At 69.2% G+C, this 19,668-nt stretch carries 17 protein-coding genes; 12 read left to right on the forward strand and 5 right to left on the reverse strand.

Annotated features, from left to right (window positions below; genetic code table 11):
- The first annotated feature begins 543 nt into the window (after positions 1–543).
- The 6 genes from glmM (at position 544) to D9R14_RS16450 (ending at position 5,951) form a co-directional block, all read left to right on the forward strand.
- Entirely contained in the window at positions 544–1,887 is a 1,344-nt protein-coding gene (gene glmM / locus D9R14_RS16425; RefSeq protein WP_121624459.1) for a phosphoglucosamine mutase, read from the forward strand.
- A 262-nt stretch (positions 1,888–2,149) separates the two neighbouring features.
- Positions 2,150–2,695, forward strand: a complete 546-nt coding sequence (locus D9R14_RS16430) for a DUF2478 domain-containing protein (protein ID WP_121624429.1) — start codon at positions 2,150–2,152, stop codon at positions 2,693–2,695.
- Between the two features lie 78 nt (positions 2,696–2,773).
- Positions 2,774–3,607, forward strand: a complete 834-nt coding sequence (gene budA, locus D9R14_RS16435; RefSeq protein ID WP_121624430.1) for an acetolactate decarboxylase — start codon at positions 2,774–2,776, stop codon at positions 3,605–3,607.
- Between the two features lie 98 nt (positions 3,608–3,705).
- Positions 3,706–4,407, forward strand: coding sequence for a superoxide dismutase (locus tag D9R14_RS16440; protein WP_121624431.1), 702 nt, complete (start codon positions 3,706–3,708; stop codon positions 4,405–4,407).
- Between the two features lie 369 nt (positions 4,408–4,776).
- Entirely contained in the window at positions 4,777–5,502 is a 726-nt protein-coding gene (locus D9R14_RS16445) for a hypothetical protein (RefSeq protein ID WP_121624432.1), read from the forward strand.
- Positions 5,503–5,624: 122 nt separating this feature from the next.
- On the forward strand, positions 5,625–5,951 hold the full coding sequence (locus D9R14_RS16450; protein WP_121624433.1) for a hypothetical protein: 327 nt from the start codon (positions 5,625–5,627) through the stop codon (positions 5,949–5,951).
- A 113-nt stretch (positions 5,952–6,064) separates the two neighbouring features.
- On the opposite strand, the gene greA is transcribed toward D9R14_RS16450, so the two are convergent.
- Entirely contained in the window at positions 6,065–6,538 is a 474-nt protein-coding gene (gene greA / locus D9R14_RS16455; RefSeq protein ID WP_121624434.1) for a transcription elongation factor GreA, read from the reverse strand.
- 246 nt (positions 6,539–6,784) lie between these two features.
- A complete protein-coding gene (gene carB / locus D9R14_RS16460) occupies positions 6,785–10,147 on the reverse strand; it encodes a carbamoyl-phosphate synthase large subunit (protein ID WP_121624435.1) in 3,363 nt (1,120 codons plus the stop codon).
- Between the two features lie 286 nt (positions 10,148–10,433).
- Between carB and D9R14_RS16465 the strand changes: the two genes are divergently transcribed.
- Entirely contained in the window at positions 10,434–10,859 is a 426-nt protein-coding gene (locus tag D9R14_RS16465; protein WP_245420847.1) for a GtrA family protein, read from the forward strand.
- 3 nt (positions 10,860–10,862) lie between these two features.
- Here the strand turns inward: D9R14_RS16465 and D9R14_RS16470 are convergent, their stop codons facing one another.
- Positions 10,863–11,672, reverse strand: coding sequence for a class I SAM-dependent methyltransferase (locus D9R14_RS16470; RefSeq protein WP_210313831.1), 810 nt, complete (start codon positions 11,670–11,672; stop codon positions 10,863–10,865).
- A gap of 186 nt (positions 11,673–11,858) precedes the next feature.
- Here D9R14_RS16470 and D9R14_RS16475 point away from each other — a divergent pair, with 186 nt between their 5' ends.
- From D9R14_RS16475 to D9R14_RS16490, 4 genes are all read left to right on the forward strand, one after another.
- On the forward strand, positions 11,859–12,638 hold the full coding sequence (locus D9R14_RS16475) for an ABC transporter ATP-binding protein (RefSeq protein ID WP_121624436.1): 780 nt from the start codon (positions 11,859–11,861) through the stop codon (positions 12,636–12,638).
- 20 nt (positions 12,639–12,658) lie between these two features.
- The gene (locus D9R14_RS16480) at positions 12,659–13,516 is read left to right on the forward strand and encodes an ABC transporter permease (protein ID WP_245420848.1); all 858 of its coding nucleotides are present in this window, start codon (positions 12,659–12,661) and stop codon (positions 13,514–13,516) included.
- 42 nt (positions 13,517–13,558) lie between these two features.
- The gene (locus D9R14_RS16485; protein ID WP_121624438.1) at positions 13,559–14,533 is read left to right on the forward strand and encodes an ABC transporter substrate-binding protein; all 975 of its coding nucleotides are present in this window, start codon (positions 13,559–13,561) and stop codon (positions 14,531–14,533) included.
- A 110-nt stretch (positions 14,534–14,643) separates the two neighbouring features.
- The gene (locus tag D9R14_RS16490) at positions 14,644–15,957 is read left to right on the forward strand and encodes an amidase (RefSeq protein ID WP_121624439.1); all 1,314 of its coding nucleotides are present in this window, start codon (positions 14,644–14,646) and stop codon (positions 15,955–15,957) included.
- Between the two features lie 61 nt (positions 15,958–16,018).
- Here the strand turns inward: D9R14_RS16490 and D9R14_RS16495 are convergent, their stop codons facing one another.
- Positions 16,019–17,086, reverse strand: a complete 1,068-nt coding sequence (locus tag D9R14_RS16495; protein ID WP_121624440.1) for a carbon-nitrogen hydrolase family protein — start codon at positions 17,084–17,086, stop codon at positions 16,019–16,021.
- Between the two features lie 324 nt (positions 17,087–17,410).
- On the opposite strand from D9R14_RS16495, the gene D9R14_RS16500 reads away from it, so the two are divergent.
- Positions 17,411–18,706 (forward strand): aminotransferase class I/II-fold pyridoxal phosphate-dependent enzyme, encoded by a 1,296-nt coding sequence (locus D9R14_RS16500; protein ID WP_121624441.1) that lies wholly within the window; start codon positions 17,411–17,413, stop codon positions 18,704–18,706.
- Positions 18,707–18,728: 22 nt separating this feature from the next.
- Here the strand turns inward: D9R14_RS16500 and D9R14_RS16505 are convergent, their stop codons facing one another.
- Entirely contained in the window at positions 18,729–19,463 is a 735-nt protein-coding gene (locus tag D9R14_RS16505; RefSeq protein ID WP_121624442.1) for a DJ-1/PfpI family protein, read from the reverse strand.
- Positions 19,464–19,668: the final 205 nt, after the last annotated feature.

Consider the following 19,668-nt stretch of genomic DNA (forward strand, 5'->3'; position numbering starts at 1 on the left):
ACGCGGCGGGTGCCGGAGCGGACGCGATCGCGGCCTTCCGGGCCGCCGGGGCGTGCGCGGTCACGCAGGGTTCCACGAGGAGAACGATCGGTGACGGATCTGGCCTCTGGTTTCGCGGCTGGGGAGATGCGCGACGGGCGCGGGGGCTGGGGCGCCATGTCCGCCGTCGCGCAGAGCATGCGCGAGCTTCTTGAGCGCATCGGCCATCGGGCGCCGGAGCCGCCCCGCGGGCAATCGATCTGGGACCTGAGCCCGGAGGAGGTGCGCCAGTCGGTCGCCTCGTTCGAGCGCCTCGTGGCGGCGCTGGCCGAGGCGGGTCCCGGCGCCGCGGGCGGCGGCCTGGACACCGGCCTGCATGACAGACAGGCCCATCAGATGAGCCCCCGCGTCGACGAGGCCCCCGCGGCCGCGGCGGCGCGCTGGGAGCCGGGCGCGGACCGCAGCGGCGGTATGCCGTTCCCAGACTTGACGCAGAAGGATGGCGGGGCCTCGCAGCGAGTGGTAAATGGCGGCAAGAGTGCCGAGCATTCGCACGAGGGTCCCATGTCTCGCAGGTATTTCGGAACCGATGGCGTGCGCGGTCGCGCCAACGCCACGCTCACGGCGGATCTCGCTCTGCGGGTCGGCATGGCGGCGGGCCTCGTGTTCAGCCGCGGCGAGCACCGCCACCGGGTGGTGATCGGCAAGGACACGCGCCTGTCCGGCTACATGCTGGAGACCGCGCTGGTCGCCGGCTTCACCTCCGTGGGCATGGACGTGTTCCTGCTCGGGCCGATGCCGACGCCGGCGGTGGGCATGCTGACGCGCTCCATGCGCGCTGACCTCGGCGTGATGATCTCCGCCTCGCACAACCCGTTCGACGACAACGGCATCAAGCTGTTCGGGCCGGACGGCTACAAGCTCTCCGACGAGGTGGAGCGGGAAATCGAGAGTCTGGTCGGGCAGAACCTCTCGAAGAAGCTCGCCAAGCCCGCCGAGATCGGCCGCGCCAAGCGCCTTGAGGGCGTGCATGCGCGCTACATCGAATATGCCAAGGGCACGCTGCCGCGGAACCAGTCGTTCGAGGGCATGCGCGTGGTGGTGGACTGCGCCCATGGCGCCGCCTACCGCGTCGCCCCCGAGGCCCTGTGGGAGCTGGGCGCGGACGTGATCTCCATCGGCGTCGAGCCGGACGGCCTCAACATCAACCGCGACGTGGGCTCCACCGCCACCGCCGCGCTCTCGGCCAAGGTGCGCGAGGTCCGGGCCGACATCGGCATCGCCCTCGACGGCGACGCCGACCGCGTCATCCTCATCGACGAGAAGGGCCATGTGGTGGACGGCGACCAGCTGATGGCCGTCGTCGCAGAGAGCTTCAAGGTGGACGGCCGGCTTTCGCGCAACGGCATCGTCGCCACAGTGATGTCGAACCTTGGGCTTGAGCGCTATCTGGCGGGCGAGGGCATCGAGCTGGCGCGCACCGCGGTGGGCGACCGCTACGTGCTCGAACGCATGCGCCAGGGCGGGTACAATGTGGGCGGCGAGCAGTCGGGCCACCTCATCCTGTCCGACTATTCCACCACCGGCGACGGGCTGGTGGCCGCGCTCCAGGTGCTGGCCGTGGTGGCGCGCAGCGGCAAGCCGGTGTCCGAGGTCTGCCACCGCTTCGAGCCCATGCCGCAGATCCTGAAGAATGTGCGCTACGGCTCCGGCAAGCCGCTGGAGAACGAGGCGGTGAAGAAGGCCATCGCCCACGGCGAGCAGCGCCTGTCCAACACCGGCCGCCTCCTCATCCGCCCCTCGGGCACCGAGCCGGTGATCCGCGTCATGGGCGAGGGCGAGGACCGCGAACTGGTGGAGACGGTGGTGGATTCGGTCATCGACGCGCTCCAGCGCGTCGCCGCTTGAAGGGTCATCCCGGCGCTGGCGCTGAGCCGCTCAATTTCCCCCACAATCCCTGCCGCTCCTCCCTCTCACCTCGCGGGAGAGGGGACGCGAACGGGTGGGGCGGCGCTGGATGTGTGACCGCCCCGGCCCTCGATGACCGGCCGTTCCGGCCCCGGGATATTCCCAAGCTGACAGGATTGCTGCACCGCGCATAATACGCGCGATCGATGGGCTATCCGTCCCGCGCAGACGGGGCGTGCCGCATGGCCGGTGAAGGACGCAGATGTCGCTCGAACGTTCCATGATCCTCGCCGTTCAGGGCGCCGACCGCGAGGTGATCCAGGCGCTGCTGGCGCAGGCCGCGCGCCGCCTCGCGTCCTCCGGCGCGCGGGTGATCGGCGTCATCGAGCATCTGCCCGAGGGCGGCGGCCACGAGGACGTGTTGCTGGTCGACCTCGTCTCCGGCGAGACCAACCGCCTGCACCAGGACCTCGGCCCCGGCGCCGCCGGCTGCAGCCTCGACCCCGCGGGCCTTGCGGCGGCTTCCGCCGGCGTCGAGCGCGCCATCGCCGCGCGCCTCGCCGAGGGCGGCGACCTCTCCGACACCGTGGTGGTGCTCTCGAAGTTCGGCCGCCAGGAGGCGGACGGGCAGGGGCTCACCAGCGCCTTCCACGCCGCCGTGGCGGCGGACCTGCGCGTGCTCACCTCGGTCTCGCCCACCGTGCGCGGGCAATGGGAGACGTTCGTCGGCGACCTTGCGCACATCGTCCCGGCCCGCCTCGACGCGGTGGATGCGTGGTGGAACGTGGCCGAAGCGCTGGCCGACTGACCCCGGCATCGCACCCGGCTTCGCCGATCCGCCGGCCTCCGGTAAGCTGCGGCGCGAATCTGAACGCCCGGAGCCGCCATGCCGAAGCTCACCTGCGAGGTCTCCGCCTCGCTTCTCGACGCGCTCGACCGCGCCGCCGCCGAGAGCGGGGAGAGCCGCGACCACATCGTCTCCCGCGCGCTCGCCGATGCGCTCCAGGTGGACCACGGCACGCTGTTCCAGGTCTCCACCTCGGGCGCCATCGTCGAGGGCCTGTTCGGCGGCGTGGTGTCGGTGGGCACCCTGCGCGAGCACGGCGATTTCGGCCTCGGCACCTTCGCCGGCCTCGACGGCGAGATGATCGCGCTCGACGGCGCCTACTTCCAGATGCGCTCCGACGGCAGCATCCACCGCGCCACCGACGCGATGCAGGTGCCGTTCGCGCTCGTCACCCATTTCGCGGGCGCGGATGCGGGCACGCTCGCGCCGTTCGCCTCCATGGACGCGCTTCTCGCCCTGCTCGATGCGCGGCGCGACAGCGACAACATCTTCTATGCCGTGCGCCTCTCCGGCCGCTTCTCGCTGGTGCACGACCGCGTCGCCTGCAAGGCGGGCGATCACGAGACGCTGGTGGAGGCGACCAGCCATCAGGCTGAATTTCGCCACGCCGACGTGGAAGGCACCATGGTGGGCTTCTACACGCCGCCTTATGCGCGCGGCATCGGCATTCCCGGCTGGCACCTGCATTTCATCAGCGCCGACTTCAGCCGCGGCGGCCATGTGCTCGGCTGCGCCGGGGCGGGCATCGGCCTTCAGATGGAGCGGCTCGACGACTTCCGCCTCGCCATGCCGGAGACCGCCGCCTTCCTGAAGGCCGACCTCTCGGGCGACACCGAGGCCGCGCTCGACACGGCGGAGCGGGCGACGCGCTGAGGCCGGGTTTTTTTCGCGTGCGGCGGCCGCGCAAGCGGAACCGGAGCCGCGGCGGCGCGTTGATGGGGGTTGAGGAAACTCCAATGGGAGGAAACGCCATGACCGCCCGCGCCCTTGCCGCCGCCCCCTTTCTGGTCAGCCGGCGCGACGCGCTGGTGATGGCGGGCGCCGCCGCCGCGACCTTCGCCATGCCGCGCATCGCCCGCGCCGCGGCGCCGTTCCAGCAGCCGCCGCTGCCTTATGAGGAGAGCGCGCTCGCGCCCACCATCTCGGCGCGCACCGTGGGCCTGCACTACGGCAAGCACCACAAGGGCTATTACGACAAGCTCAACACCCTCGTCGTCGGCAAGCCCTATGCCGACATGACGCTGGAGGAGGTGGTGGTCGCCGCGCGCAAGGCGAACGACGCGCCGGTGTTCAACAATGCCGCCCAGGCCTGGAACCACGACCTCTACTGGATGGAGTTCAAGGGCGGCCCGGCCGCGCCCAAGGGCGCCTTCGCCGATGCGGTGAAGCGCGACTTCGGCGATCTCGCCGGCCTCAAGAAGGCCATGACCGACACCGGCGACGGCGTGTTCGGCACCGGCTGGGTGTGGCTGGTGAAGAACGGCGACAAGCTGGAGGTGGTGGGCCTGAAGGACGCCATCAACCCGCTGCCGGACGGCAAGACCGTGCTCGCCGGCGTCGACGTGTGGGAGCACGCTTACTATCTCGACTGGGAGAACCGCCGCACCGCCCACGTAAAGGCGGTGCTCGACGACCGCATGAACTGGGCCTACGTCTCCGAGCGCTTCGGCTGACGCGCCACACGCTGGCGCCCTCCGGCTTGGCCGGAGGGTCCAAGGCGCATCCTGCGCGCCCCGGCCGCCGCCACCAGATGCGCCATTGCACGCCCGTCATGGGGATAAAGGCGCGCCTGGTGCCCTAGCGTCAGGTCGGCGCCTCGTCCATACCGTCCTGCACCGAGCGGCCCTGCGGCGGCGCGGCCGGAACGGGGGCGCCCTGGCCGAGTTGCGCCTCATCCCGCGCGGGTCCATGCAGCGCTGCCATAGGCCTTGTCTCCGTTCGCGCGGACTATGCGCCGGAGAGGATGACGGCCGTGTAAAGGCCCGCCCCTCTGGCGAGGCCGGCGCGAAACCGGTAAGACGGCGAAGTTGCGGGAGAAACCCATGTCCGAGCGTCGCGTCACCCGTTCCCTTACGCGCTCGGCGTGCGCCGCGTCGGCGGCGGCCTTGCTCGCCGTGGCGCTCGCCGCCTGCCAGGGCTCGCCCGACAGCTGGGGTACCGGCGTCGTGAAGGAGACGGACGGGTTCGGCGACTATGCCGAGACGGTGGTCTCGGTCCCCAAGCCCACCGCCGGTCCGCGCCAGTTCGTGTGCCAGGGCCCGTTCGCACCCAATACCACCGCCATCAACATCGCCGCCGATTTCGGCCAGGCCAACGTGATCTCCGCGCCGGTGATGGAGCCGGACGGCTCGGTGGCGAACGGCACGGTGCTGCTGCCGGGCGATCCGGCGCTGCGCCTCGACATCGCCTGGGGCGACGCCATCGGCATGACCAACCCGCGCCGCGTCGCCTTCACCGAGGCGACCGCCTGGAGCGTGAACGGCATCGGCATCGGCGCGAGCCTCGCCGACGTGGAGAAGGCCAACGGCCGCCCGTTCCGCATCCAGGGCTTCAGCGGCCCGGCGGGCGGCGTGGTGGCGGACTGGCAGGGCGGCCGGCTCGCCAATCTCGGCTCGGGCTGCCGGCTCGGCCTGCAACTGGCGCTGCCGGCGACCCTCTCGGACCAGGTCCAGGGCCGGGTGGCGGGACCGAAATTCTTCTCCTCGTCGGACGCCGCCGTGCGCGCCGCCAATCCCACCGTCGGCCTGTTCTGGGTGCTCTACCGGTAACGCGCGCCGCCCATCCCTCAATTGGAGGATGCGGGCGCGCCGCGATCGCCGCTAGCGTTGCCCGTCCAGTGCCGGGCCGGCCCTTCGGTGCCCGGCGGCTGGCCGCCGTCACGGGGGTGGGCATGGCGATCTGGTCGGGCTACGGCTTCGTTACCGCGGCGACGTTCGCGCTCTGCCTCGTCGTGTCGCCCATGCTCGGGCCGCTGCTCGGCGTCGAGGACAATCTGCGTCTGGCCACCGGCCTGCTGGCGGCCTCGATCGCAAACTGGGTGGTCGGGCGCGGCCTCAATGCACCGGAGAAAGCGCGCGTGCGGGTCGATCTCCGCACCGGGCAGCTTCGGCTGGAGCAGAACCCGCACGCGCTGCTGGGCGTGCCCATGCAATACTGGTCGCCCATCGGCATCGCGACCATGCTGGTGCTGCTGATCGGCAGCGCGCATGCAGGATAAGGCGGCCGGGGCCGGGGCGGCTCAAGCGAGGTTCTGCGCACGCTTTTGCGCAAGGCCGGAAAGGCGCTCCGCCCGCCGCCGCGCCTGATGGGGCGGGCGGGGGCGGTGCCCGCTCACCCCCAGCGCACGCCGACGATCTCGAACGAGCGTGCGCCCTTGGGCGTGACCACCTCGACGGTCGCGCCCTTCTGCTTGCCGATCAGGGCCCGCGCCATGGGGGAGGAGATGGAGATGCGGCCGGCCTTGGCGTCGGCTTCGCTGTCGCCGACGATCTGCCAGACCTTCTCTTCCTCGGTGTCCTCGTCCACCAGCGTCACGGTGGCGCCGAACTTGACCACGTCGCCGGAGAGTTTGGAGACGTCGATCACCTCGGCGCGGGAGAGCTTGTCCTCGAGTTCCGCGATGCGGCCCTCATTGAGCGACTGCTGCTCCTTGGCGGCGTGGTATTCGGCATTCTCGGAGAGGTCGCCATGGGCGCGCGCCTCGGAGATGGCCGTGATGATGCGCGGGCGCTCCACCTGCTGACGCTGCTTCAGCTCTTTTTCGAGGGCGGCATAGCCTGCCGCCGTCATGGGGATCTTCTCCATGGGTCCTTTCCAGACCTCCTGAACCTGTGGCCGTCGGTCCGCCCGCTGGGGCGGCGCCGTCCGGACTGTCGCGCCGGTCCGCCGCGTTGCGCCGGACCGCCGCCATGCCGTCATGCCTCCCGGTGCCGTCCGCAGCCGCGCCCTGAGGGCCATCCGCGCTCCGGATCCGCCGGAGAGGCCCGGCACATATGAAGGCGCGCGCGGCCGGATTTGATCCCGCCCGCGCCCGCCGAAAAAGCCGACGGCTCACCCCGCGGAAGCCTTACCCCGCGCGGCGTGCCCGTCGGCATCGAAATAGCCCTGCAGCGGGCGCACCTTCAGGTCTCCGCCCACATAGGCCTTGATCCCCTGCGCCGCTGCGATGGCACCGGACAGCGTGGTGTAATACGGCACTTTCTGCAAGAGGGCCGCCCGCCGGAGCGACCGGCTGTCCGCAAGCGCCTGCGCGCCCTCGGTGGTGTTGAACACCAATTGCACCTCGCCGTTCTTGATGGCGTCGACGATGTGCGGACGGCCTTCCAGCACCTTGTTGATCTTGGCGGCGGCGACCCCGTTCTCCTCCAGGAAGCGCAGGGTGCCCGAGGTGGCGATCACCTTGAAGCCGAGGGATTGCAGCATCTTGATGCTCGGCAGGATGCGCGCCTTGTCCTCGTCGCGCACCGAGACGAACACCGTGCCGGACTTCGGCACCTTGGTGCCGCCGCCCAGCTGGCTCTTGGCGAAGGCGACGCCATAGTCGGTATCGAGGCCCATGACCTCGCCGGTGGAGCGCATCTCCGGCCCGAGCACCGTGTCGACGCCCGGGAAGCGGGCGAAGGGGAACACCGCCTCCTTCACCGCGATATGCTCGATGCGCGCCGGGGTGAGGCCGAAGCTCGCGATCTTCTCGCCCGCCATCACCCGCGCCGCGATCTTGGCGATCGGCGTGCCGATCACTTTGGCGACGAAGGGCACGGTGCGCGAGGCCCGCGGGTTCACCTCCAGCACGTAGATGTCATCGCCCTTGATGGCGTACTGCACGTTCATGAGCCCGCCGACGCCGAGCGCCAGCGCCATGGCGGCGGTCTGCTTCTCCAGCGCGGCGAGGGTCTCGGGCGAGAGCGAGTGCGGCGGCAGCGAGCAGGCGCTGTCACCGGAATGGATGCCCGCCTCCTCGATGTGCTCCATGATGCCGGCGACGAACACGTCCTTGCCGTCGCACAGGGCGTCCACGTCCACCTCGATGGCGTCGGACAGGTAGCGGTCGAACAGCAGCGGGTTCTTGCCCAGCACCGTGTTGATCTGGCCGGTCTTGTCGTTGGGGTAGCGCGCCTTGATCTCCTGCGGCACGAGGCCGGGCAGGGTCTCCAGCAGATAGTCGCCCAGCTCGCGCTCCTCGCGGATGATCTGCATGGCCCGGCCGCCCAGCACATAAGAGGGGCGCACCACCATGGGGTAGCCGAGCTCGCCGGCCACCAGCCGCGCCTGCTCCACGCTGTAGGCGATGCCGTTGGCCGGCTGGCGGATCTTCAGGCGCTCCAGCAGGTTCTTGAAGCGGTCGCGGTCCTCGGCGAGGTCGATGGCGTCCGGCGAGGTGCCGAGGATCGGCACGTCCGCGTCCTCCAGCGCCTTGGCGAGCTTCAGCGGGGTCTGGCCGCCGAACTGCACGATCACGCCCTTGAGCGTGCCGTTGGTCTTCTCGCGGTCGATCAGCTCCAGCACGTCCTCGGCGGTGAGCGGCTCGAAATAGAGCCGGTCGGAGGTGTCGTAGTCGGTGGAGACGGTCTCCGGGTTGCAGTTGACCATGATGGCTTCATAGCCGGCATCCTTCAGCGCGAAGGCGGCATGGCAGCAGCAATAGTCGAACTCGATGCCCTGGCCGATGCGGTTCGGCCCGCCGCCGAGAATGATGACCTTCTCGCGGTCGGAGGGCTGCGCCTCGTCGGCGAGGGCGCCGGCGAACGGCGTCTCGTAGGTGGAGTACATGTAGGCGGTGGGCGAGGCGAACTCGGCCGCGCAGGTGTCGATGCGCTTGTAGGCCGGGCGCACGTCGAGCGCGTGGCGCCGCGCGCGCACCTGGGCCTCGGTGAGGCCGGCGAGGGTGGCGAGGCGCGCGTCCGAGAAGCCCATGGCCTTCAGCCGGCGGAACTGGCCGGCGGTGCCCGGCAGGCCGAGCCGGCGCACCTTCTGCTCCATCTCGACGATGCCGCGGATCTCGGCGAGGAACCACGGGTCGATCCGGCAGGCGGAATGGATCTGCTCGTCGGTGAGGCCGAGGCGCATGGCCTGGGCCACATAGAGCAGGCGATCGGGCGTGGGCGTGCCCAGCGCGGCGCGGATGGCGTTCTTGTCGTCGCCCTGGTGCAGGCCCTCGATCTCGATCTCGTCGAGGCCGGAAAGCCCGGTCTCCAGCGAGCGCAGCGCCTTCTGAAGCGATTCCTGGAACGTGCGGCCGATGGCCATGGCCTCGCCCACCGACTTCATGGCGGTGGTGAGCACCGGATCGGCGCCGGGGAACTTCTCGAAGGCGAAGCGCGGCACCTTCGTCACCACATAATCGATGGTGGGCTCGAAGGAGGCCGGGGTGGCGCCGCCGGTGATGTCGTTCTCGATCTCGTCCAGCGTGTAGCCCACCGCGAGGCGGGCCGCGACCTTGGCGATGGGGAAGCCGGTGGCCTTGGACGCCAGCGCCGAGGAGCGCGACACGCGCGGGTTCATCTCGATGACGATGAGCCGGCCGTCCTCGGGGTTCACGGCGAACTGCACGTTCGAGCCGCCGGTCTCGACGCCGATCTCGCGCAGCACCGCAAGCGATGCGTCGCGCATGATCTGGTATTCCTTGTCGGTCAGCGTCAGCGCCGGGGCCACCGTGATCGAATCGCCGGTGTGCACGCCCATCGGGTCGATGTTCTCGATCGAGCACACGATGATGCAGTTGTCCGCCTTGTCGCGGACAACCTCCATCTCGTATTCCTTCCAGCCGAGCACGCTCTCCTCGATCAGCACCTCGTTGGTGGGCGAGGCGTCGATGCCGCGCTCGACGATCTCGATGAACTCGGCCTTGTTGTAGGCGATGCCGCCGCCAGTGCCGCCCATGGTGAAGGACGGGCGGATGATGGCGGGCAGGCCGACGATGTCGAGCGCGTCCAGCGCCTGGGCGAGCGTCTTGATCTGGCGCGAGGTGGGGGTGGAGAGGCCGATCTTGGTCATCGCCTCGCGGAACAGCTCGCGGTCCTCGGCCTTGTCGATGGCCTCGGCGGTGGCGCCGATCATCTCGACGTCATACTTCTCCAGCGTGCCCATCTTCTTGAGCGACAACGCGCAGTTGAGCGCGGTCTGGCCGCCCATGGTGGGCAAAAGGGCGAAGCCCTTGGAGCGGTCGCCGCGCTCCCTCTCGATGATCTTGGTGACGATCTCGGCCGTGATCGGCTCGATATAGGTCGCATCCGCCATGTCCGGGTCGGTCATGATGGTCGCGGGATTGGAGTTCACGAGGACGACCCGGTATCCCTCTTCCTTCAGCGTCTTCACCGCCTGCGTTCCGGAATAGTCGAATTCGCAGGCCTGCCCGATCACGATGGGACCGGCGCCGATGATGAGGATGGTTTCGATATCGGTGCGTTTCGGCATGTTTTCCCGGCGCTCGTTCCACGTTCGCCCGTGCTGCGAGGCTCCGTCCCGAAAACCGGCATGCGCTTTCCGGGTGGTTCGCGCCTCGGGCGCAAAAAAAGGGCCGCGGGTCGCGCGCCCCTCATCGTTAGGCTCGATCACCGCCCCGTGGGGCGGCGCGTGCGGGCAGAGCGGCGCTCCAGCGACGAAATATCCCTTGGCCCGGCACGCTGATGGGCTTCCTTAGACCATAATTCCGGGTGACGGAAGACGCCTTCCATTTCCTGCCCGCCGGGAGCGGCCCCACATGGCATCCATGGTCCACGACGTGATTCGGCGCTACCAGCCGCTGATCCGGCAGGTGATCTCGTTCGCCGGCGCGGGCGGGGCGGCCGCGGTGGGCCATTTCTCGACGCTGGCGGCACTGGTGGAACTCGACCTCGCCGGGCCGGTGCGTGCGTCCGCCTGCGGCTTTCTCGTGGGCGGTGTGATCTCCTACGTGCTGAACCGCCGCTTCACCTTCAACGCCACGCGCTCCCATGTGGGGGCGGTGCCGCGCTTCATCGCGGTTGCCGGGGTCGCCTTCGTGCTGAACGCCTTCCTGATGGACCTTCTGGTGCACCGGCTGGGCCTGTTCTACCTTTTGGCGCAGGTAATCACCACGGGCTTGGTGCTCATCTGGACCTTCTCCGCCTACCGCATCTGGGCGTTCCGCCACGCGCCGGAGGGGTGAACCTCAGCGCAGGCGGAAGGCCTGGAACGCCATGCGGTTCTGGTTGTGCCCGACATTGGGCTTGACGCGGCTCGCTGGCAGCCGCGCCGCCTCCAGCAGGCGCAGCATCTCCTCTTCCTCGTAGACGGTGAGGCCCAGTTCGCTGCGCAGCTTGCGGTAGGGCGAGACGGCGTTGCGCGCGAGGCCCACCAGCGCCGCCAGCAGGAAGCCTTCCTTGGAAGCGAAGGTGAGCAGCGCCGCCGCATCCTTCGCCATGCCCACACTCGGCGGGATGACGTCCGCCAGCAGCAGGCTGCCGCCCTTGACCAGCAGGCGCCGCCAGCCGGCCAAAAGGTCCGGCAGGTCGGCCTTGGGAATATACTGCAGCACCGAGTTGACGATGATCAGGCGGAAGCTGCCGTCCGGCAGCGCCGCCACTTCCTCGGGGGAGAGCACCGCGATCTTCGGATTGCCGGCATGGCGCGCCTTGAGCGCCGCGCGCACCGTGGGCGCGGCGTCGCACAGCACCAGCTGTCCGCACTGCTCCGCAAGGCAGGGGGCCGACAGCGCCTCGCCGCACCCGAAGTCGAGAATGCGGGCATCCGGCGCCGGGACGAACCGGGCGAGATCGGCGGCAATGCGCAGATAGTGCACCGCCTTGTGATGCCCGTTCACATAGACGGCATTCGCGGCGTCCCAGAAAGAGATCCAACTTGCCATTAGCGCGCCCCCGATGCGCGGCCGCTTGTGGCACAGGACGGGGTCGACCTCACGCGAAAAGACGAAGTCCGGGCGATTGCGCAGCGTCCCCGCCGCCGATGCAGTGCCGGTCATGCATGCACTCGTTCCATTTTCAGCATGACATAAAAGGCAGCAATCTGCATACAATTAGACCACTCAGCTACCGTTGCGGCAGCGTTTTGGCGTCGCCATAACTCTTTGCTGCAAAGCAAAAATCGACGCTCGGCGTTCTTGGCATCCTTGTTGCAAACCTTTGGGTCGGCAACAAAGGAGACGCCGATGGCGCCCAAAGTTCAGCTTCGCCTGAACGGCATCCGCAAGAGCTTTCCCGGCAAGTCCGAGCCGGTCAAAGTGCTCGATGGCCTGACGTTCGATATCCATGAGAAGGACTTCGTCAGCATCATCGGCCCGTCGGGCTGCGGGAAGACAACTGTATTCAATGTGATCGCCGGTCTCGCCGAGCCGGACGAGGGCATGCTGCTCTATCGCGGGCAGGAGGTGGAGAACCTGCGCGGCCGCGTCGGCTACATGATGCAGAAGGACCTGCTCTTTCCCTGGCTCACCGTGCTGGACAACGTCCTGCTCGGCCTCGACGCCAAGGGCGTGAGCCCGGCCGAGGCGCGCGACACGGCGCGCGAATACATCTCCACCTTCGGGCTCTCGGGGTTCGAGAACGCCTATCCGAAGATGCTCTCCGGCGGCATGCGCCAGCGCGCCGCGCTGATCCGCACGCTGGTGCTGGACCCCGACATCCTGCTGCTCGACGAGCCGTTCTCCGCGCTCGACTACCAGACGCGCCTCTATCTGGAGGCGGTGCTGCTGGAGGCGGTGGAGACCTTCAACAAGACCGTGATCCTCGTCACCCACGACATCGACGAGGCGGTGGCGCTGTCGAAGCGCGTCGTGGTCCTGAGCCACCGGCCCACCACGGTGAAGAGCGTGCACGACATCGACCTCTCCGAGCGCTCGCCCATCGCGGCCCGCTCCGATCCGCGCTTCTCGGGCTACTTCCACACCCTGTGCGCCGAACTCGACATCCAGACGAGGGCCACCGCATGAGCCGGATGACGGAGACCGCCATGACCAAGCCAGGCGCCGCCGCCCCTGCCGCGAAGAAGAGCGTTGCGGCCCGCCGCCGGTCGCGCGGCAACGCGCTCGATTCCACCCTGGGGCGCTCGGCGCTCCAGATTCTCGCCGTGGTCGGCTTCTTCCTCCTGTGGGAGGTGGCGGTGGACATCGGCTGGGCCAACGCCTTCCTGGTGGGCCAGCCGAGCGGCATCCTCGGCGTCCTGGTCTCCTCGATCGCCGACGGCTCGCTGTTCGTCGATGCCGGCTACACCGTGTTCGAGGCGCTGCTGGGCTTCGCCTTCGGCACCGTGATCGGCTCCCTGATCGGCCTGTCGCTCTGGTACTCGGTGTTCGTCGCCCGCCTCACCGAGCCCTTCATCGCCGCCATCAATTCGGTGCCGAAGATCGCGCTCGCGCCGATCATCATCCTGTGGTTCGGCACCGGGCTGACCTCGAAGGTGGCGCTCGCGGTGTCGCTCACCGCCATCGTCGCGCTCATCACCGCCTACCAGGCCGCCAAGGACGCGGACAAGGACCTTCAGGCCCTTCTGTTCTCCATGGGCGCGGACAAGCACCGCATCTTCAAGAAGGTGATCGTGCCGTCCACGCTGCCGGCCATCATCGCCACCTTCCGCATCAATATCGGCTTCGCGCTGGTGGGCGCGGTGGTGGGGGAATTCATCTCCTCCCAGCACGGCCTCGGCCACCTGATCTACACCGCCTCCAGCCTCTACGACCTCAACTCGGTCTGGGCCGGCCTGTTCGTGCTGATGCTGGTGGGCTTCGTCTTCTACCACCTGGTGGAACTCACCGAGCGCTGGCTGCTGCCGTGGAAGCAGGAGCAGCACTCCACCCAGATCAACGTCTGAAATCCCGATCGCTTTCGACCTTCCCCCTACCGGAGATTGCCCATGTCGTTTGTGCGCAAACTGAAGATGGCCTCGCTCGCCGCGGCGCTCGCGTTCGCCGCCGGCACCGCGCCCGCGGCCGCGCAGAACAAGAAGGTGGTGCTCTCGCAGGCCTTCCAGTCGATGCTGTATCTGCCGCTCTACGTGGCCCTCAACAAGGGCTACTTCGAGAAGGAGGGCCTCGATCTCACCAAGGAGACCGCCGGCTCGCCCACCGCCGCGCTCTCGGCGGTGATCTCCGGCAGCGCCCAGTTCTCGCTGCACGGCCCCGAATGGACCGCCATCGCCGCCGAGAAGGGCGCCCCGGTCTTCATCATGGCGAACGTGGTCAACGGCGCGGCGGTGTGGATCGCCGCCGCCCCGGACTTCAAGTATGAGAGCCCGAAGGACCTCAAGGGCCAGAAGGTCGTCACCGGCCAGATGCCCACCACCAGCACCTCGCTCTTCATCAAGCTGCTCAAAGAGAACGGCATGAGCGAGAAGGACGTGGAGATGCTGCAGGTGCCGATCGGCTCCGAGCCCGGCCCGCTCGCCGCCGGCCAGGCCAAGCTCGCGGTGATGTACGAGCCCGGCCTCGACCAGGTGGTGGCGCGCGGCATGAAGGTGATCCTCGGCTTCCCGAAGCTCTACGGCCCCTACGCCTTCTCCTCCATCACCGCCCGAAAGGACGTGGACGCCGACCTCGCCCAGCGCGTCGCCAACGGCCTTGAGCGCGCCATGCGGTTCATGCATGCCAACGAGGCGGAGACGGTGGAGATCGCCAAGAAGGAGTTCCCGAAGCTCGATGCCGCGGTGGTGGAGGCCGCCACCAAGCGGATGCTGGCCGACGGCGTCTACCCGAAGAGCGTCGACATCACCCCCGAGGCGCTCACCGTGGGCCTCGACACCCAGATCGCGCTCGGCAACCTGAAGGCGCAGCCGGACTACAAGACCTTCGTGGGCAAGGGCTTCATCGACAAGGCCCTGACCATCAACTGACCGCGCGCGCCGGCCGGCACGACCGCCGGCGTCCGTTTCCCACCGTGCGGCGCAAGGCCCGGACCCTGGCGGTCCGGGCCGTTCGCCCTGAAGCCGGATCTTTTCCAGACATGACCGAGACCTTCGCCCCCCTGGGGGTGCTCGACATCGTGCGCGCCGTCGCCGAGGGCACCCTCGATCCGCGCGCCAGCGTCGCCGCCGCCGCGGCCCGTGCGCGCGCCTGCGAGCCGGCGGTCGGCGCCTTCACCCACCTTCCCGCCATCGAGGACGCCGCTGCCGGCGCCGGGCCGCTCGCCGGCATCGCCGTGGCGGTGAAGGACCTGATCGACACCGCCGGCATGCCCACCGCCTACGGCTCGGCGATCTTCGCCGACCATGTGCCGGCCGCCGACGCGGCCGTGGTCAAGCGCCTGAAGGCGCTCTCGGCGGTGATCGTCGGCAAGACCGTGACCACGGAATTCGCCTGGCGCCATCCCGCCGGAACCCGCAACCCCTGGAATGTCGGCCACACGCCGGGCGGCTCTTCCTCCGGCTCGGCGGCGGCGGTGGCCGCAGGCGCGGCCCACGTGGCGCTCGGCACCCAGACGCTCGGCTCGGTGCTGCGCCCGGCCGCCTATTGCGGCGTGGTGGGCCTGAAGGCCTCGTTCGGCGCCGTGCCGCGCGCCGGCGTGCATCCGCTCTCCCAGTCGCTCGACCATGTGGGCCTGTTCGCCCGCGCGGTGGACGACGTCGCGCTGGTCCTGTCGCTGATCGCCGAGGGCGACGGCGCGCCTGCCTTCCCGGCCTTCCAGGTGCCGCCGGAGGGGCTCGCCCCGTTCCCGAAGCCGCGCATCGGCCTCCTCATGGGGCCGGAATGGACGCTGCTGGAGGAGGCCCAGCGCGAGACGCTGCGCGCCGCCGCCGCCGCGTTCGCCGCCGCCGGCGCGGTGGTGGAGGAGATCACGCTGCCGGACGCGTTCCAGCGACTCGGCGAGATCAACGCCACGCTGTGCGCGGCCGAGGGGGCCTACAATCTCGGCCCGCTCACCGACCGCTTCCCGGAGAAGGCCAGCGAGCGGGTGAAGGCGCTGGTGGCGTCGGGGCGGGAGGTGCCGGCGGTCGCCTATGTGGCCGCAAGCCACGACCGGCTGGCGCTGCGCGCCGCCTTCCCGGCCGCGCTCGCGGGCTTCGACGTGCTGCTGACCGCGCCGGCCTTCGGCGAAGCGCCGGAAGGTCTCGGCAATACCGGCGACCCGGCGCTGTGCGTGCCGTGGACGACGCTCGGCGTGCCGGCCATCACGCTGCCGGCGGGCACCGGCCCGAAGGGGCTCCCGCTCGGCGTGCAGCTGGTGGCGCCGTTCGGCGAGGACCGGAAGCTGCTGCGCATCGCCAAGGCCTGCGAAATCGCCCTCGGCCGCCGCCCGGCCATCGCGCCGGTCAGCTGACGGCCGCCGCAAAAAAAAAAGGGGCCGCCGGAGCGGCCCCTGTCACCGTCCCGGTCCGCCTTCAGAGTGCGCCGTTGACCCGCGCGAAGAGGGCGTCGTCGGCAGCGTCAGCGGCATGGGCGAGCGGGGCGGGATCGATGTCCGCCGCGTCCTGGGAGAAGTGCGCCGGCTCGCGCGGCGAGCGGTCCACCTGCAGGTGGAACACATCGAAGCGGTTGTAGTAGCCCACCACGTCGTGGAACTGCTTGGGCTCCACGCAGCGCTGGGTGTCGATGTCGGCGTAGATGATGCCCTCGTGGTCGGCGAGCACGTCGGACACCACCTCGCTGGTGGGATCGAGCACCAGCGAGATGCCGCGCGGCGAATTGTCGATGATCTCCAGGCTCGCCCGGTTCACCGAGCCGATGGCATCGCGCATGGCCGCGTCCACGAAGCCGGAAGCGACGATGTTGAACACCTTGGCCTCGAAGGCGTGGGCGCCGGCGCGGATCTCGATGGCGCGCTTGAGGTCATAGGCCCCGTCCTCGCTCGGCGGGCGGGTCGGCCAGATCGGCGGGTAGGAGGAGACGTGCACCTGCTCGCCCTGCGCCATCAGCGCATAGCGCGCCAGCGGGTTGGTGTTTTCGCCGCAGATCAGCATGCCGATGCGGCCGATCTCGGTGGGGCTGACCCTAAGGCCGCGCGCATCGCCGTTGGCCCACACCAGCTTCTCGTAGAAGGTGGGCACGAGCTTGCGGTGATGGTTCAGGATCGACCCGTCCGGACCGATCAGGATGTTGGAGTTCCAGATGCAGCCGACGCTCGCGTCCGTGCCCTCGGTGAAGCCGAGCGAGACGTGGACGCCGTGGCGGCGCGCCGCCATGCGGATGGTGCGGATGGCGGGATCGGAGAGCTTCTGCGCCTCGGCCACCAGGGCGCGGAAGAAGGCGTGATTGTAGATCGGCGCCTGCAGCGCCGCCCACACCGGAAAGCCCGGCAGGAACGATTCGGGGAAGGCGACGAGCGCCGCGCCCGCATGGGCGGCCTCGGCGATGAGGTCGCACGCCTTTTCGGCGGTCTTCTCGGAATCGAGGAACACCGACGAAGTGTGGCAGGCGGCGGCCTTGAAGCGCGGATAGGTGACGGTCATCTTTGGCCCGGTCTCTGGACGGCGCGCAGCGCGCGGTTTCCGCCCATTAGTGAGTGAGGCCGGATGCCGGGAGAACCGCGAATCTCCGCACATCCCCCTGCACTTCTGCCCGGATGCGTCCGCCGTGCCTCCGCCGGCCCGCCGCACGCGCGCGCGGCCTCCCCCGCCGCCCATGCGATCACTTGTGCGATGCCGGCCTTGAAGACAAAAGTGCGTCGAAGGCAGAATTTGACTTTGTTTGTCTGGCGGCGCACAGAGGCTTCAGCGTCATCAACTGGCGGAGCGCCGGGATGTGGCCCCGCATGAGACGAAGGGAAGCGAGGGTTGATTACGGGCCGCAGGGCAACCGAGATCGTCGAGAGCATCCAGTCCGCGGTCGAAGGCGGCCGGCTCAAGCGGGGCCAGGGCTTGCCCACGGTCCGCAAGCTGGCGGACGACCTCGGCGTGAACCGCAATACGGTGGCGGCAGCCTACAAGCTCTTGTCCGATGCGGGCATCATCGAGGGGCGCGGGCGCCAGGGCAGCCGGGTTGCCGTCGAGACCTCCGCTGCGCAGCACCTGCGCATGTCGCCGCGCGATCTTGCCGGGGGAAATCCCGATCCCGCGCTGCTGCCGGACATGGCGTCGGTGCTCAGGGCCGTGGGGTGGCGCCAGCGGGCCTATGAGGATCCGCCCGACGATCCGGAGCTGATCCGCATCCTCGGCCAGAGGTTTGAGAGGGACGGGCTGCCGATGGGCGAGCTGTGGCTGGCATCGGGCACCTTCGATGCCATCGCCACCATCTTCCGCAAGATGCTCGCGCCCGGCGATGCCGTCGGGGTGGAAGATCCCTGCTTCATGACCACGCTGGGGCAGATGCGGCAGGCGGGCTACGCCACACTGCCCATGGCGGTGGACGATGAGGGCGTCACGCCCGAGGGCCTGCGCAGCGCGCTGAAGAACGGCGCGAAGGCCCTCATCCTGACGCCGCGCGCGCACAATCCGTTCGGCGGTTCCTGGACGCAGCCGCGGCTTGAGGCGTTGCGGGAGGTCATGCGGGCCTATCCCGACGTTCTGCTGATCGAGGACGATCACTACGCCGTCCTGTCGCGCTTCCCGCCGGTGTCCCTGGTGGACGCCGACCGCCCGCATTGGGCGATCATCCGCTCCGTCTCCAAATATATCGGCCCCGATCTGCGCCTCGCCGTGGTCAATTCCAGCCGCGAGCTCTCTCGGGCATGCCTGTCCTTGAGCGCATACACGTCGCGATGGGTCAGCTCGGTGCTTCAGACGTGCGTCCTGTCGGTTCTGTCGGCGCCGGGCTACGACCAGATGATCGCCCGGGCCGCATCCGCCTATGAGCGGCGCAGGGAGGGCATCGTCGCCGCTCTGGCCGCCGAGGGCATCAAGGCCCATGGCCGTGACGGCATGAATGTCTGGATCCCGGTGGACGACGAGCAGGCCGTCGCGCGCCGCCTCCTCGAAGGCGGATGGACCGTGCGCACGGGAGCCATCTTCCGCCTGGCCTCGCCGCCGGCCATCCGCGTAACCGCGAGCGCGATCGAAAAGTCCCTGTCCGAAGAGTTCGCCCGGATGCTGGCCGCGATCGTCCGCGACGAGGGGGTCGAAAGAGGGGCCTGACCTCTTCCGACCCCGCCGGGGTTCAGGCCGAAGGCGACGGGTCCGCAGGGCCGTTCTGGGCGATGCCGAGGCGCGCGCCGACCCGCTTCGCGGTGGCGATCCGGTTCGCGGTGAGCTGCCTCACGGCATCCCGCGCCGCGGCGACGACCTCCGCGGGCGCGCGCTCCGGCAGGCCCGCATCGAACGGCGGCTCGGGGTGGTACTGCATGTAGAGCTGGATCTGCTGGGCCACCGCCGGGCCGCGCAGCATGGCCGCCAGTTGCAGCGCGCCGTCGATGCCCGACGTCACGCCGCCCGCGAAGATGTAGTTCGCGTCGATCACCACCCGGTCCGTCAGCGCCGTCGCGCCCAGATAGGGCAGGACCTCCATGGCAGCCCAGTGGGTGGTGGCCCTCTTGCCCTTGAGCAGGCCGGCTGCGCCGCAGATCAGCGCGCCGGTGCAGACGGAGAACACGAACGTCGCCCCCGCCGCCTGGGTACGGATGAAATCGAGCGTCTCCTCATCCTCCATCAGCGCCTCCTGGCCCGGCCCGCCGGGCACGTGAAGCACGTCCAGCTTCGGGACCTCGGCGAAGGTCTTCTCCGGCGTGAGAATGAGGCCGCGCGTATCCTTCACCGGCGCCACGGTCTTGCCGGCGATATGGAGCGTCGAGTTGGGAATCCGCGACAAGACCTCGAACGGCCCGGTGAAGTCGATCTGGTCGAGCCCGTCGAACAGGATCGAACCGATCTGGAGATGCGTGTCTGCGGGGATCATGACTGGTCCTTCCCTTGGCACGTCGCACGCTGGCGACCCCCTTGTGTGCCAAGCGCTCCAGCCATCGTCAAGACAAACGTTGACAAAGCCTACTTTGACATACATTGTCTGATCGAGCGTGACAGATTACCTCCATCCTTGATCGCGAAACGGGCTCCCACGCTGAATTTCGAGATCGGTTTACTTGGTGTTCTGCGGAAAAGAC

The sequence above is a fragment of the Xanthobacter tagetidis genome, assembly GCF_003667445.1.
Taxonomy (GTDB): Bacteria; Pseudomonadota; Alphaproteobacteria; order Rhizobiales; family Xanthobacteraceae; genus Xanthobacter; species Xanthobacter tagetidis.